At 60.7% G+C, this 12,563-nt stretch carries 16 protein-coding genes; 7 read left to right on the forward strand and 9 right to left on the reverse strand.

Annotated features, from left to right (window positions below):
• Nucleotides 1-107: 107 nt before the first annotated feature.
• From ACR0DO_RS12315 to ACR0DO_RS12325, 3 genes are all read left to right on the forward strand, one after another.
• A complete protein-coding gene (locus ACR0DO_RS12315) occupies nt 108-845 on the forward strand; it encodes an N-formylglutamate amidohydrolase (protein WP_170447880.1) in 738 nt (245 codons plus the stop codon).
• A 60-nt stretch (nt 846-905) separates the two neighbouring features.
• Nucleotides 906-1,145 carry a DUF6868 family protein gene (locus ACR0DO_RS12320; protein ID WP_480559079.1) on the forward strand — a complete coding sequence of 80 codons (240 nt, stop codon included), beginning with the start codon at nt 906-908 and terminating at the stop codon, nt 1,143-1,145.
• Nucleotides 1,146-1,216: 71 nt separating this feature from the next.
• Nucleotides 1,217-1,531 (forward strand): DUF1244 domain-containing protein, encoded by a 315-nt coding sequence (locus ACR0DO_RS12325; RefSeq protein WP_170469595.1) that lies wholly within the window; start codon nt 1,217-1,219, stop codon nt 1,529-1,531.
• Between the two features lie 43 nt (nt 1,532-1,574).
• Here ACR0DO_RS12325 and ACR0DO_RS12330 read toward each other — a convergent pair whose 3' ends face one another.
• From ACR0DO_RS12330 to dgcN, 3 genes are all read right to left on the reverse strand, one after another.
• A complete protein-coding gene (locus ACR0DO_RS12330) occupies nt 1,575-2,435 on the reverse strand; it encodes a D-amino-acid transaminase (protein WP_170447874.1) in 861 nt (286 codons plus the stop codon).
• Nucleotides 2,436-2,445: 10 nt separating this feature from the next.
• Nucleotides 2,446-3,411 (reverse strand): N-acetyl-D-Glu racemase DgcA, encoded by a 966-nt coding sequence (gene dgcA / locus ACR0DO_RS12335; RefSeq protein WP_480559081.1) that lies wholly within the window; start codon nt 3,409-3,411, stop codon nt 2,446-2,448.
• A 73-nt stretch (nt 3,412-3,484) separates the two neighbouring features.
• Nucleotides 3,485-4,486, reverse strand: coding sequence for an N-acetyltransferase DgcN (gene dgcN / locus ACR0DO_RS12340; protein ID WP_170447870.1), 1,002 nt, complete (start codon nt 4,484-4,486; stop codon nt 3,485-3,487).
• Between the two features lie 294 nt (nt 4,487-4,780).
• Here dgcN and ACR0DO_RS12345 point away from each other — a divergent pair, with 294 nt between their 5' ends.
• Nucleotides 4,781-5,743, forward strand: a complete 963-nt coding sequence (locus ACR0DO_RS12345) for an L-malyl-CoA/beta-methylmalyl-CoA lyase (protein ID WP_480559083.1) — start codon at nt 4,781-4,783, stop codon at nt 5,741-5,743.
• 32 nt (nt 5,744-5,775) lie between these two features.
• On the opposite strand, the gene ACR0DO_RS12350 is transcribed toward ACR0DO_RS12345, so the two are convergent.
• Both ACR0DO_RS12350 and ACR0DO_RS12355 read right to left on the reverse strand, forming a co-directional pair.
• The gene (locus ACR0DO_RS12350) at nt 5,776-6,396 is read right to left on the reverse strand and encodes a PA14 domain-containing protein (protein WP_480559085.1); all 621 of its coding nucleotides are present in this window, start codon (nt 6,394-6,396) and stop codon (nt 5,776-5,778) included.
• Nucleotides 6,397-6,471: 75 nt separating this feature from the next.
• Nucleotides 6,472-6,924, reverse strand: a complete 453-nt coding sequence (locus ACR0DO_RS12355; protein WP_170447863.1) for an Lrp/AsnC family transcriptional regulator — start codon at nt 6,922-6,924, stop codon at nt 6,472-6,474.
• 72 nt (nt 6,925-6,996) lie between these two features.
• Here ACR0DO_RS12355 and ACR0DO_RS12360 point away from each other — a divergent pair, with 72 nt between their 5' ends.
• Nucleotides 6,997-7,593, forward strand: coding sequence for a LysE family translocator (locus ACR0DO_RS12360; protein ID WP_480559087.1), 597 nt, complete (start codon nt 6,997-6,999; stop codon nt 7,591-7,593).
• Between the two features lies 1 nt (nt 7,594).
• Here ACR0DO_RS12360 and ACR0DO_RS12365 read toward each other — a convergent pair whose 3' ends face one another.
• Nucleotides 7,595-8,428 (reverse strand): AraC family transcriptional regulator, encoded by an 834-nt coding sequence (locus tag ACR0DO_RS12365; protein WP_480559089.1) that lies wholly within the window; start codon nt 8,426-8,428, stop codon nt 7,595-7,597.
• A 121-nt stretch (nt 8,429-8,549) separates the two neighbouring features.
• Here ACR0DO_RS12365 and ACR0DO_RS12370 point away from each other — a divergent pair, with 121 nt between their 5' ends.
• Nucleotides 8,550-9,512: an acetyl-CoA carboxylase carboxyltransferase subunit alpha gene (locus ACR0DO_RS12370; protein WP_480559091.1), complete on the forward strand. Its 963-nt coding sequence runs from the start codon at nt 8,550-8,552 to the stop codon at nt 9,510-9,512.
• Here the strand turns inward: ACR0DO_RS12370 and ACR0DO_RS12375 are convergent.
• From ACR0DO_RS12375 to ACR0DO_RS12385, 3 genes are all read right to left on the reverse strand, one after another.
• Entirely contained in the window at nt 9,509-10,636 is a 1,128-nt protein-coding gene (locus ACR0DO_RS12375) for a lytic murein transglycosylase (protein ID WP_480559093.1), read from the reverse strand. The genes ACR0DO_RS12370 and ACR0DO_RS12375 overlap by 4 nt on opposite strands.
• Before the next feature lie 111 nt (nt 10,637-10,747).
• Entirely contained in the window at nt 10,748-11,395 is a 648-nt protein-coding gene (locus ACR0DO_RS12380) for a GntR family transcriptional regulator (RefSeq protein ID WP_170447853.1), read from the reverse strand.
• 31 nt (nt 11,396-11,426) lie between these two features.
• Nucleotides 11,427-12,122, reverse strand: coding sequence for a M48 family metallopeptidase (locus ACR0DO_RS12385; RefSeq protein WP_480443212.1), 696 nt, complete (start codon nt 12,120-12,122; stop codon nt 11,427-11,429).
• A 100-nt stretch (nt 12,123-12,222) separates the two neighbouring features.
• Between ACR0DO_RS12385 and ACR0DO_RS12390 the strand changes: the two genes are divergently transcribed.
• Entirely contained in the window at nt 12,223-12,549 is a 327-nt protein-coding gene (locus ACR0DO_RS12390; protein WP_170328408.1) for a TIGR02300 family protein, read from the forward strand.
• Nucleotides 12,550-12,563: the final 14 nt, after the last annotated feature.

Genomic DNA, 12,563 nt, shown 5'->3' on the forward strand with positions numbered 1-12,563 from the left:
TTGGCTCTGCGCAAATGTTACCGCAAACATTGCTTCAGGCTGCTTATTGCGCAATTCCCTTTTCAAAGCAACTGCCCTACACCTGCGACAAACTAGATGACAGGCTTATGACGTATTCTCCGTTTTTTATCCACGGCGCTGATCGCCCGTCACGCTGGCTGATCACATGCGACCACGCAACCAACACGGTGCCGCCCGAAATCAACGGCGGAGACCTCGGCCTGCCGCGCGAGGATATGGAGCGTCACATCGCCTATGATGTTGGCGCCTATGAGGTGTCCAAGCATCTGGGCGAGGTTCTGAATGCACCGGTGATTGCGGCCAATTTCTCGCGCCTCGTGATCGATCCGAACCGGGGTGAGGATGATCCGACTCTGATGATGAAGCTGTATGACGGTTCGATCATCCCCGGCAATCGCCACGCCGACGCCGCCGAGCGGGACCGGCGCCTGAACATGTGCTATCGCCCCTATCACGACGCGCTGGAGCGGATGGCGGGCCTGCCGCACGCGGTGATCGTATCGATGCATTCCTTCACTCGCCAATTGCGCGGTCGCGCCCCGCGCCCGTGGCATGTGGGGGTTCTGCACACACCGGACGAACGGTTCTCGCGCCCGCTGATCAACCGGCTTGAGGCCGAGGGCGACCTGTGCGTCGGCGTGAACGAGCCCTATACCGGTTTCCTGCCCGGTGATGCGATTGACCGCCACTGCACCGTCCATGGCCGCCCGAACGCCCTGATCGAGCTGCGCAACGACCTGATCGCCGATCACGCCGGACAACGCGCCTGGGCCGAACGTATGGCCGTGATCCTGCAGGATGCTCTGGCCGACAGCGGCCTTTGATCACACCTTATTGTGAGGCCTGCCGCTGATCCCCATATATTCGGGGAATAGGAGGCAATCATGACGCAGGAGTTTCTGACCGCCGTCTTTGGCTGGATGGCGGTGCTCAACATTATCGTTCTGTTGTTCACCACCCTGATGATCGTGCTGATGCAGGATTGGATTGCGGGCGTTCATGGCCGGATGTTCCAGATGGAGCGCCCGGATGTGAAACGGGCGTATTTCCGGTATCTGGCGAACTATAAAATCCTGACCCTGATCTTCTGCATCATCCCTTGGCTGGCTTTGAAACTGGCCTGAGCCACCGTGTTGAAACATCGCCACCGGACCGCTAGGTCAGAGACAACGATACAGTCATCCGGAGCCACGCCATGGACAAGCAAACCGAAATCGAACTTCAGGCCGCCGCGTTCCGTCGGTTGCAAAAGCACCTGATGGAAGATCGCACCGATGTTCAGAACATCGACATGATGAATCTGGCCGGCTTCTGCCGCAACTGCCTGTCGCGCTGGTATCAGGAAGCCGCCAATGAAAAGGGCATCGAAATGGGCAAGGACGAAGCCCGCGAAGTTTTCTATGGCATGACCATGGATGAGTGGAAGGCCAACTACCAGACTGATGCCAGCCCCGAGAAACAGGCCGCCTTCAAGGTCGCCTTCGAAGAAAACGTAACAAAAAAGGGCTGACGCCCGGAACGAAAAAGGCCCGCCGGTTTGGCGGGCCTTTGCTTTAGATCGCGGCCTTGCGGCTTTCGTCCAGATAAATCTCGCGCAGGCGTTTCGAAATCGGGCCCGGTGTACCGTCGCCCAGCGTCACCCCATCGATCTCAACCACTGGCATGACAAAGGCGCTGGCCGAGGTGGTGAAAGCCTCATCCGCCTCTTTCGCCTCATCAATGGTGAACAGACGCTCTTCCACTTCCATCTGCGCCTCGGCTGCCATGCGCAGCACCGCCTTGCGGGTGATGCCGTGCAGAATGTCGTTCGACAGCGGGCGGGTGACAATCTTGCCGTTCTTGACGAAGTACGCGTTGTTGCTGGTGCCCTCGGTGACATAGCCGTCCTCGACCAGCCACGCATCGTCGCAGCCCGCTTTCTTGGCCATCATCTTGCCCATCGACGGGTAGAGCAGCTGTACGGTCTTGATGTCGCGGCGGCCCCAGCGGATATCCTCGATCGAGATGATCTTGGCGCCTTTCTTGGCCGCAGGGCTGTCAGCCAGTCCCGGTTTGTTCTGAGTGAACAGCACCAGACTGGGCTTGGTATCGGCGGACGGGAACACGAAATCCCGGTCGCCGTCCGAGCCACGGCTGACTTGCAGATAGATCAAACCCTCTTCGATGCCGTTCAGTTCCACCAGCTTGCGGTGAATCTCCAGCAGCTCTTCCTTGGTGCAGGGCTCGGCCATCTCCAGCTCGTCCAACGACCGCTTGAGACGCACGGCGTGGCCTTCGAAATCGATCAGCTTGCCGTCCAGAACACTGGTCACTTCGTAAACAGCGTCCGCGAACAGAAAACCACGGTCAAAGACGGATACCTTGGCCTCGGTCTCGGGCAGGTATTCGCCATTCACGTAAACGGTGCGGGTCATATATCTCTCCTCAGCCCCAGAGCGCCGCCACGGGCGGGTGCACCCCGGCATCATCAAAAATCAGCGGGTTGTTGCGGTCTTCGGCCAACAACAGCGGGCCGTCAAGGTCTGTGACCATCGCACCCTGCGCCAACAGCGTCGCGGGGGCCATTGCCAAAGAGCTGCCGACCATGCAGCCAACCATCACGCGATAGCCTTCGGCAAGCGCAGCTTCACGCAAGGCCAGCGCCTCGGTCAGGCCGCCAGTTTTATCCAGCTTGATGTTCACCACATCATATTTGCCCTTCAGCGCAGGCAGGCTGGCGCGGTCATGGCAGGATTCGTCGGCACAGACCGGCACCGGGCGTTCCATTCCGATCAGTGCGTCATCTTCCCCTGCGGGCAGAGGCTGTTCGACCAGTTCAACGCCCAACCGCACCAAATGCGGTGCCAGATCGGCATATACCTCAGCCGACCAGCCTTCATTTGCATCGACAATGATCTTGGATTTTGGCGCACCGGCGCGCACAGCCTCAAGCCGGGGCATGTCGTCCGGGGTGCCCAGCTTGATCTTCAGCAAAGGACGGTGCGCATTCGCCGCCGCCTGCGCCTGCATCGCGTCGGGCGCGTCCAGCGACAGGGTGTAGGCGGTAATCTCCGGCCCCGGCACTGGCAATCCGGCCAGATCCCACGCCCGTTTGCCCGCACGTTTGCATTCCAGATCCCACAGGGCGCAATCCACGGCGTTGCGGGCCGCGCCGGCAGGCAAAAGGTCCATCAGAGACTGACGGGTGAACTCAACAGGCAGACCAGCGATTTCAGCCTCGACCGACTCGAGTGTTTCATCATAGCGCGCATAAGGAACGCATTCGCCCCAGCCCTGATGGGTTCCATCCGAAATCCGGACGGTCAGAACCTTCGCCTCGGTCCGCGACCCGCGCGAAATGGTGAACACCTGCGCCAGTCGAAACACATCACGAGAGACCTCTACCTGCACGCAAACGCTCCTTCATCTTTTTCCAAATACTCCCGCCGGAGGCGGAAATCCCGCCCCCGACGCATCGTTCAGATCACATCGCGGCCAGCGCGTCCACCAGCTTGCCCGAGCCAAAGCGGAACGGGTCGGTCGCGGGCAGGCCCATGTCGGCTTCGACCTTGGCCAGATAGGCCGACGCGTCTTCCTCGGACATATGCTGTGTGTTGACCGAAACGCCAACGACCTGGCAATCCGGGTTTCCAACTTTGGCCAGCGCCAGCGCGGTGTCGCGCAGCGTTTCGAGCGTCGGCAGCTGATAGGTCGGCAGGCCACGCATATGCTCGCGGGTCGGTTCGTGGCACAGGATCAGCGCGTCGGGCTGACCGCCATGGACTAGCGCCATGGTCACACCTGAATAGGACACGTGGAACAGCGACCCCTGCCCTTCGATCAGGTCCCAGTGGTCGTCGTCATTGTCGGGTGTCAGCCATTCGACCGAACCGGCCATGAAATCGGCAATCACCGCGTCCAGCGGCACACCGTCACCGGTGATCAGAATGCCGGTCTGGCCGGTGGCGCGGAAGGTGGATTTCATACCGCGCTCGCGCATCTCGGCATCCATTGCCAGCGCGGTATACATCTTGCCGACCGAGCAGTCGGTGCCGACGGCCAGACACCGTTTGCCCTTGCGCTTGATGCCGTTGGCGATCGGATAATCAACTTCGGGCACGCGCACGTCGTGCAGCTTCTGGCCGGTGGCCTCGGCAACGGCAACCAGATCGGGTTCGTCGCACAGCAGGTTGTGCAGGCCCGAAGCGAGGTCAAACCCTTCCTCCAGCGCCATGACCAGAACCTTTTTCCACTCCTGGCTGATCACGCCCCCGCGGTTGGCCACGCCGATGACGAGGGTCTTGGCCCCGGCCGCTTTCGCCTCGATCAGGGTCATGTCCGTCAGGCCCAGATCAGCCTTGCAGCCCTCCATGCGATATTGGCCGACAGCGTTTTCCGGGCGCCAGTCCTTAATTCCAACTGCCACTTTGGCCGCCAATTGGTCGGGCGCATCGCCCAAAAACAGCAGGTACGGTGTCTCGATCATTGCGGTTACTCCTTTGATTCCGATGCAGGCTAAGGGACGGGCCTTACGAGTGTTTCGCGTTTTCCTCTGAGTTCGGTTGCCAGAGAGGGAAATTTTTGCAGCTACTGCAACGTATGCGCAAAAATCTCCGAAGTTTTCACAGTGATTAATCTTTAATCACCACGCAAACCCCAACTCACGGCAAATGCTGCACTTGCATTGCGGCAGCTGCACAAAGACGCTTGCGAAGCATTGCGCAATTTAATACCCCATACAGCAAGAAAATCGTAATTTCCTTTCTTGCACGAGGTCCAGATGAGCTTTCGCATTCAACCCGCCGCCCCCGCGCGCCCCAACCGTTGTCAGCTGTTCGGACCGGGATCGAACACAAAGCTGTTCCCGAAAATGGCAGCGTCGGCAGCGGATGTGATCAACCTCGACCTTGAGGACTCGGTTGCGCCGTCGGACAAGGACGTCGCCCGCGCCAACGTAATCGAGGCGCTGAACACCGTCGATTGGGGCAACAAGTACATGTCGGTGCGGATCAACGGGCTGGATACGCCCTATTGGTATCGTGACGTGGTCGACCTGCTGGAACAGGCGGGCGACCGTCTGGACCAGATCATGATCCCCAAGGTTGGCTGCGCGGCGGATGTCTACGCGGTGGACGCCCTGGTCACCGCCATCGAACGCGCCAAGGGTCGCACCAAGCCGGTCAGCTTTGAGGTCATCATCGAATCCGCCGCTGGCATCGCTCATGTCGAAGAGATCGCGGCCTCATCCCCCCGGATGCAGGCTATGAGCCTGGGTGCCGCGGATTTCGCGGCCTCGATGGGGATGCAGACCACAGGTATCGGCGGCACGCAGGAAAACTACTACATGCTGCGCGACGGCGAAAAGCACTGGTCCGATCCGTGGCATTGGGCGCAGGCCGCCATCGTCGCCGCCTGCCGCACCCATGGCGTGCTGCCGGTTGACGGGCCGTTCGGCGACTTCTCGGACGACGAGGGCTATATCGCACAGGCCAAACGTTCGGCCACGCTGGGCATGGTCGGCAAATGGGCGATCCACCCGAAACAGATCGCGCTGGCCAATCAGGTCTTCACCCCGTCGGACGAGGCCGTCGGTGAGGCGCGCGAAATTCTGGCCGCAATGGAGCAGGCCAAGGCTAAAGGCGAAGGTGCCACTGTCTACAAAGGGCGTCTGGTCGACATCGCCTCGATCAAACAGGCCGAAGTGATCGTGGCGCAGGCGGAGTTGATCGCCGCAAACGGCTAACTAAAAAAGGCGCCCTGCGGGGTGCCTTTTTCTTATCGACCGAAAACATCATTGGGCGTCCAGGTGAACTTCTCACCTTGCTTTCCGGACTTCATCATCAGGCAAGAGCTTCCCAGCTTCTGGAAATAGATGATCTTCAACGGATACCAGCCCGCCTCGGGCACTTCTACTTCGGTTCGTTGATTGGCTTCACAACCTTGAACACCAGTTACGTGGCCAATCTGTTGCCCACCAACCAAAGCCTCGATCCCGTCATTGGACCATGTTTCCAACTCATAAATCCCCGGCGAGTCAAACCGCATATACCCCGTGACCTCGGCGGCAACATTGTAAGCGCCGGTGAACGTCATGACGTCCTCACCCTTGCTGGTGTCAGCATAATCCAACCCCCGCAACGGTTTTCCGGGCTGCGCTTGGGACAGCAGGCTTTTGGCTTGGCTCAGATCCCGGATCTTCTTATGTTGATTGCCTGTACCATAGTATTTCACATTCAATCCGGCCTTCGGGCTGGGCTGCGGGTTGGCAGGTTGCAGTTTCAATGGCGCGGATACGGCTGCCCCGGCGAACAACGCCAAAGCTGCGGCAAGAGCACAGGTCCGGACAAATGTCATGGTCATCTCCCTGAATTTGGTCCAGCTAAGGTTGATCCCCATTTGCTGAACCTTTGAGATAACAGTAAGACCTCAGTTTTTGTCCGGCAAGCCGGTTGCAGGTAACTTTCCCAACAGTCACGCCCGCATATCTTTGGGCGACCCCATCACCACATAAGAGGTGATCGACGTCACATGCGGCAGGGTTCCAAGCACTTCGGTGTGAAAGGTCTTATAGGCCGGCAGGTCAGCGCATTCGACGCGCAGCAGGTATTCGATCGTGCCTGTGATATTGTGACATTCCACCACCTCTGGCGCGCGTTGAAGGGCACGTTCGAACCCTTCCTGCGCGGCCTTGGTATGCTCGCCCAGACCAACACCGATATAGGCCACGAAACCGACGCCCAGCGCCGCCGGATTCAACACTGCGCGATAGCCCGAGATCACGCCCGTGCGCTCAAGTTCCTGCACCCGACGCAGACAGGCCGAGGGCGACAGGCCCACCCGATCAGCCAGTTCCAGATTGCTGATGCGCCCATCGCGTGACAATTCGCGCAATATCTGTTGATTTATTCGATCGATCTTCGTCATTGATTGCGAAGATACCGGAGCCGCGCACGAAAACGCAATTTCATTTGGCCGCTACGCATTAAAATAGCCGCTATGACCTATGACATCCTTTTGGCCCTGATCGCCTTTGCCTTTGTTTCGTCCATCACACCGGGGCCGAACAACCTGATGCTGATGGCGTCGGGCGCCAATTTTGGGTTTCGCCGGACCATCCCGCATATGCTGGGGATCGGGCTGGGGTTTACCGTCATGGTCCTGCTGGTCGGAGCCGGGCTGGTGCAGTTGTTCGACAGGTATCCCGTCAGCTACACGGTTCTGAAAGTCGCCTCGGTCGGGTATCTGTTATATCTGGCTTGGAAAATCGCGCACGCGGCGCCCACCAGAGGCCAGGCGTCCGAGGGCGACCCCATGACCTTCCTGCAGGCCGCCGCGTTTCAATGGGTCAATCCCAAGGCCTGGGCCATGGCCCTGACGGCCACCACCGCCTACACGCCGGATCACACGTTGCAGGCTATCGTGATCGTGGCGTTGGTCTTTGGCGCAGTGAACCTGCCCTCGGTCAGCACCTGGACCGTTCTGGGGCAGCAAATGGCGCGAGTCCTCACGAACCCGCGCCGATTGGTGGCGTTCAACTGGACCATGGCCGCTTTGCTGGTTGCATCGCTTTACCCGGTCCTGTGGCCGAACTGAGCTACTTCAGCGGCAAACAGATTTCCGTCAGCAGTTCTTCGGGTGCGGTGTCACGGGGATCGTTCAGATAGATTTCGTAACAGGGTTGATCCGCGGGCTCTTCGCCCGATTCCGGCAGCCAGTTGCCGAACAGGCTGTGATAAGCGGCCTCAAGCCCCGAATACGGGCCCTTGAAGGTCAGAACGGCCGTCTTGCCGCCTGGGATCTGCACGGCCTCCATGCCTTCGGGTGTGTCGTCACCGCAAAATTCGGCCCCGGCATAGCTGCGCAGGTCGTCGACAGGCACGGCGTCGGGGCTATCGAGATAGACGCCGATTACCGGCCCAACCTGCGGCCACAACTGGCGGGATTCGCACAAGGCGCTGAAGGCCTCGAAGCTTTTTCCGATCTCGGCATAGGCGCCCTTGTGCGGCAGGCCGACAACGCGGCGGACGGGTTCGGTTCGGGTAGTTACAGGATACATGGGATATTCTCCGGTTCTGAAATGTGGATGGGCGGGCAGGAACTGCCCGGCCTTGCGAAATGCAGAAGGGCTGCGGCCGTAGGCCTCGGAAAAGGCCCGCGCAAAGGAGTTCAGGTTGGGATAACCAACGTCCGACGCGATCCGCGCCACCGGCTTGTCGGACCGAACCAGCGCGATGGCAGCACGGTGCAGCCGTATCCGACGCACCGCCTGCGCGCAGGTTTCACCGGTCAGGGCGCGAAACACCCGGTGCCAGTGGAACCGGGACATCGCGGCCACGTCGGCCAGCGCATCCAGCGACAGATCCCCGGCGGGGTGGTCGTGGATGTACTCCAGTACCCGCAGTATGCGGTTTTCATAGCTGGCTGGCATTGACGCCCTTCCTTCTCTTTGCCCATCCGTGGTCGCATATCCCGCGTCCACAAATCTTGCTGAGTTGCATCCCGGGCAACCACAGGTCATATAGCAGGGAACTTCCGCGTTGAGAGGCGTCATGACCCAGTATCTGGATTTCGAAAAACCCCTGGCCGAGATCGAAGGCAAGGCCGAGGAACTGCGCGCGCTGGCCCGTGCCAATGAAGAGATGGACGTGGCCGAAGAAGCCGCCGCGCTGGACGCCAAGGCCGCCAAGCTGCTGGAAGAGCTCTATGGCGACCTGACCCCCTGGCGCAAATGCCAGGTGGCGCGTCATCCGGAACGCCCCCACTGCAAGGATTATGTCGAGGCGCTGTTTACCGAGTTCACCCCGCTGGCCGGGGACCGGAACTTTGCTGACGATCTGGCCGTCATTGGCGGTCTGGCCCGGTTCAACGACCAGCCGGTGATGGTAATCGGCCACGAAAAGGGCTCGGACACCAAATCGCGGATCGAACGTAACTTTGGCATGGCCCGCCCCGAAGGTTATCGCAAGGCCGTGCGCCTGATGGAAATGGCCGGCCGCTTTGGCCTGCCGGTGATCACTCTGATCGACACCGCCGGTGCCTACCCCGGCAAAGGGGCCGAGGAACGCGGACAGTCAGAGGCCATCGCGCGCTCAACCGAGATGTGCCTGAAAATTGGTGTGCCGCTGGTGTCGGTGATCATCGGTGAAGGTGGCTCGGGCGGGGCCGTGGCTTTTGCCACCGCAAACCGCGTCGCGATGCTGGAGCATTCGGTCTATTCGGTGATCTCGCCCGAGGGCTGCGCCTCGATCCTGTGGAAGGATGCCGAAAAGATGCGCGAGGCCGCCGAAGCGCTGCGCCTGACCGCTCAGGACCTGCACAAGCTGGGCGTCTGCGACCGGATCATCACCGAACCCAAAGGCGGCGCCCACCGGGATCGCGAAGCCACCGTTGAAGCGGTGCGCACTGCAATTGCCGCCATGCTGCAAGAGCTGGACGGCAAAGATGCAGCGGCCCTGATTCAGGACCGCCGCCAGAAGTTTCTGGATATCGGCTCGAAAGGGTTGGCGGCCTAACCGCCCAACCGCCGCAGCAACTCGACCGAGGGCTTGCCGGTAACGGCCAGCCCGTTGGCGCGTTGATAGTCGCTGATCGCGGATTCGGTATTCTTGCCGATCACCCCGTCCGCCCCCTGCGTATCATAGCCAGCCGAGGTCAAACGGCGCTGAAGCTCTTTTCGGTCTTCCAGCGTCAGCCCCGTGGCATCCGGCCCGAACGAGGCCTGAAACGGCGCACCGCCCGCGATCCGGTCAGAAAGGTGCCCGACTCCAATCGCATAGCTGTCCGAGTTGTTATAGCGTTTGATCACCTGAAAATTGCGGAAGACGGCAATGCGCGGCCCCGGTTTTTGCGGCTGCAGCACCGCGACGGGCGTGCCCGAAACCGTACCGGCCTCACCCCCCCAAGGCTGTCCCCGCACCCAACCGGCGCGCGCCAGATAGGCGGCGGTTGAGGCCAGCGAGTCCGTCGGGTCCTCGGACCAGATATCCCGCCGCCCGTCACCAGTGAAATCCACCGCATAGGCCAGATAAGATGTGGGAATGAACTGCGTATGCCCCATCGCACCGGCCCAGCTGCCGGTCATGCTGGCGGGGCTTGTATCGCCCTCTTGAATGATCTGAAGCGCAGCGATCAGTTGCTTTTCAAAGAACGCACCCCGACGCCCGTCATAGGCCAACGTGGACACCGCCGAGATCACCGGCACATCCCCACGCCGCGCGCCATAGCGGCTTTCCAGGCCCCAGACGGCAACGACGACCTCTTTATCGACGCCATACTGCGCCTCGATCTGCGACAGGGTCCCGGCGTGGCGCACCAGCATCTGCTTGCCGGTCGCGATCCGCTCGTCCGAGGCTGCAATGGCCAGATAATCCTCGAGCGAGCGCTTGAATTCGACTTGATTGCGGTCGCGCTCAATCACCTCAGGCAGATAGCCTGCCCCCTGAAAGGCAAGGTTGAGGGTGGTTTGCGAAATCCCCTGCGCCGCCGCCCTGCCCTTGAAGCCTGCAACCCATGCGTCCCACCCGGCGTTGGGCACCGGTCGCATCCGCGAGGCGGGTGCGCTGGTCGGGGCGCCGGTGGAACAGGCGGTCAACAGGGCCGACCCAAGGCCCAGTGAAAATATCCGTCGATCGATCATGATTGAAATCTGCTCTTGTTGTGATTTTGATCAGAGTAACCCAGACCCAACTTCCAAACCACAACGACATAGCCGATCAGAGGCAATTTCAGACCTTCGGCAACAAGCCGCTTAACTGACCAGCAACCGCAGGCCCTGTGTCACATCCGAGCGCACCGCCAGCCGCAAACCGGGCTCGTCTCCGGCCTGCAACGCCGCGATGATCAGCTTGTGGTTATGCGGAGGGTCGGTCCGCCGAAGCCGTCCGTACAGCGCGCGCATGGTGGGGCCAAGCTGTAGCCAGACGGTTTCCGCAATCGCCAGCATCGCCGGGGCCTGTGCCCGCAGATAGAGCGTGCGGTGAAACTCCAGATTGGTGCGGATATAGCCAACGGCGTCCCGTTTGGTGACCATCTCGGCCACGTTCATGTTGATGCTCTGCAGCCGGTCGATCAACGCCATATGCGCCCGTGGCAGGGCGCGGCTGGCCAGCTCGACCTCAAGCAATGCCCTCAGGGCCGCCAGTTCCTCGATCCGGTCATTGGTCAGTTCGGGCGTCGAAACGCGGCCCGATGTGGACAGAAATAACGCACCTTCGGCCGCCAACCGCCGCACGGCCTCGCGCGCGGGGGTCATCGAGACACCGAATTCCTTGCCGATCCCGCGCAGGGTCAGCGCCTGCCCCGGCGCCATCTCGCCATGCATGATTCTGGAACGTAACGCGCGGTACACCCGGTCATGTGTCGCGCTGTGAGAGTCTGAGGGGCGTGTGGTCAGCATTCCCAATTTGTGATCACAAACGGGCGCGGGGTCAACTCACCACGGCATCGAATCTGTACTGGTGCAGCTGCGCCCCGTTGTCGCGCAGCCAACGCCGCTGATCGCGGTAGTCCCCGAAAATCCGTTCGACCTGTGCCCAGAATGCAGGGGAATGGTTCATCTCGGCCAGATGCGCCACCTCATGCGCGGCGACGTAGTGCAGAATCTCGGACGGCGCGAGGATCAGCCGCCAAGAGAACATCAACCCCCCGGCCGAGCTGCACGACCCCCACCGGGATCGGGTATCGCGGATGGTCAGGCTGGAATACGACCGACCCAGCATGGCCGCGTAATCGTCGCAGGCCCCGGTCAGACGGTCCCGCGCCAGTTCCTTGAGAAATCGTGCCAGACGCCGCGTCTCGGCCCCAGCAGGCACGGCGATTTCATCGTTCTGCAACAGAACACGACGCCCCGTTGCCGGCACGATTCGCCGCTCTATGCCTTCGATGGGGATGGTCTGACCGAACTGAACGATTGCCGGATCGGGGCGATCCTGCAAATGCTGACGAATCCACTCTTCCTTGGTGCGGGCAAAACTCAGCGCCTCGGTCTCCGGCACGCCCTGCGGGTAGGTCAGCGTAACCCGCCCATCCAGTTGGGAAATCCGCAGGCTGATCCGCCGCGCCCGCGCCGATTTGCGCAGCGTCAGCGGCACCGGAGGCGTCCCGGGCAGTGCGTGATCTCCCATATGCCTGTTTCTCCTGCTCAAAGGCTTTGACAGTGCCTGCTGCATGTGGCACGTGACCTGAATCATTATTACGACTCACCTGATATCAAGGGGATTTGACATGCCCAAGGAAGAATGGGGCGTAAAGCGCGTTTGCCCGACAACCGGCAAGCGGTTTTACGACCTGAACAAGGACCCGATCATCAGCCCCTACACTGGCGAGATCGTGGAGCTTGAAACCGGCAAAAGCCGGATGATCGCCGCAGATGCGGAAGACGCCGCTTCGGCCAAAGCGCGCAAAGACGCTTCGGATGAGGATCTGGTTCTGGACGATGACGACAATGTCGATGTCGAACTGGACGATGATCTGCTGGACGACGATGACGACGACAATGATAACGTCTCGTTGGACGATATCACCGACATGTCGTCGGAAGACGAAAACTAAGACCGGTCAGAGGC

The organism is Ruegeria sp. AM9 (assembly GCF_056540565.1).

What these genes read in the sequence shown, in the direction of transcription:
- ACR0DO_RS12390 (WP_170328408.1), top strand. Translation starts at nt 12,223, where the DNA reads ATGCCCAAGGAAGAATGGGGCGTAAAGCGCGTTTGCCCGACAACCGGC.
- ACR0DO_RS12380 (WP_170447853.1), bottom strand. Translation starts at nt 11,395, where the DNA reads ATGCTGACCACACGCCCCTCAGACTCTCACAGCGCGACACATGACCGG.
- ACR0DO_RS12350 (WP_480559085.1), bottom strand. Translation starts at nt 6,396, where the DNA reads ATGGGGATCAACCTTAGCTGGACCAAATTCAGGGAGATGACCATGACA.
- ACR0DO_RS12320 (WP_480559079.1), top strand. Translation starts at nt 906, where the DNA reads ATGACGCAGGAGTTTCTGACCGCCGTCTTTGGCTGGATGGCGGTGCTC.
- ACR0DO_RS12315 (WP_170447880.1), top strand. Translation starts at nt 108, where the DNA reads ATGACGTATTCTCCGTTTTTTATCCACGGCGCTGATCGCCCGTCACGC.
- ACR0DO_RS12365 (WP_480559089.1), bottom strand. Translation starts at nt 8,428, where the DNA reads ATGCCAGCCAGCTATGAAAACCGCATACTGCGGGTACTGGAGTACATC.
- ACR0DO_RS12325 (WP_170469595.1), top strand. Translation starts at nt 1,217, where the DNA reads ATGGACAAGCAAACCGAAATCGAACTTCAGGCCGCCGCGTTCCGTCGG.
- ACR0DO_RS12345 (WP_480559083.1), top strand. Translation starts at nt 4,781, where the DNA reads ATGAGCTTTCGCATTCAACCCGCCGCCCCCGCGCGCCCCAACCGTTGT.
- ACR0DO_RS12355 (WP_170447863.1), bottom strand. Translation starts at nt 6,924, where the DNA reads ATGACGAAGATCGATCGAATAAATCAACAGATATTGCGCGAATTGTCA.
- ACR0DO_RS12370 (WP_480559091.1), top strand. Translation starts at nt 8,550, where the DNA reads ATGACCCAGTATCTGGATTTCGAAAAACCCCTGGCCGAGATCGAAGGC.
- dgcN (WP_170447870.1), bottom strand. Translation starts at nt 4,486, where the DNA reads ATGATCGAGACACCGTACCTGCTGTTTTTGGGCGATGCGCCCGACCAA.
- ACR0DO_RS12360 (WP_480559087.1), top strand. Translation starts at nt 6,997, where the DNA reads ATGACCTATGACATCCTTTTGGCCCTGATCGCCTTTGCCTTTGTTTCG.
- ACR0DO_RS12330 (WP_170447874.1), bottom strand. Translation starts at nt 2,435, where the DNA reads ATGACCCGCACCGTTTACGTGAATGGCGAATACCTGCCCGAGACCGAG.
- ACR0DO_RS12385 (WP_480443212.1), bottom strand. Translation starts at nt 12,122, where the DNA reads ATGGGAGATCACGCACTGCCCGGGACGCCTCCGGTGCCGCTGACGCTG.
- ACR0DO_RS12375 (WP_480559093.1), bottom strand. Translation starts at nt 10,636, where the DNA reads ATGATCGATCGACGGATATTTTCACTGGGCCTTGGGTCGGCCCTGTTG.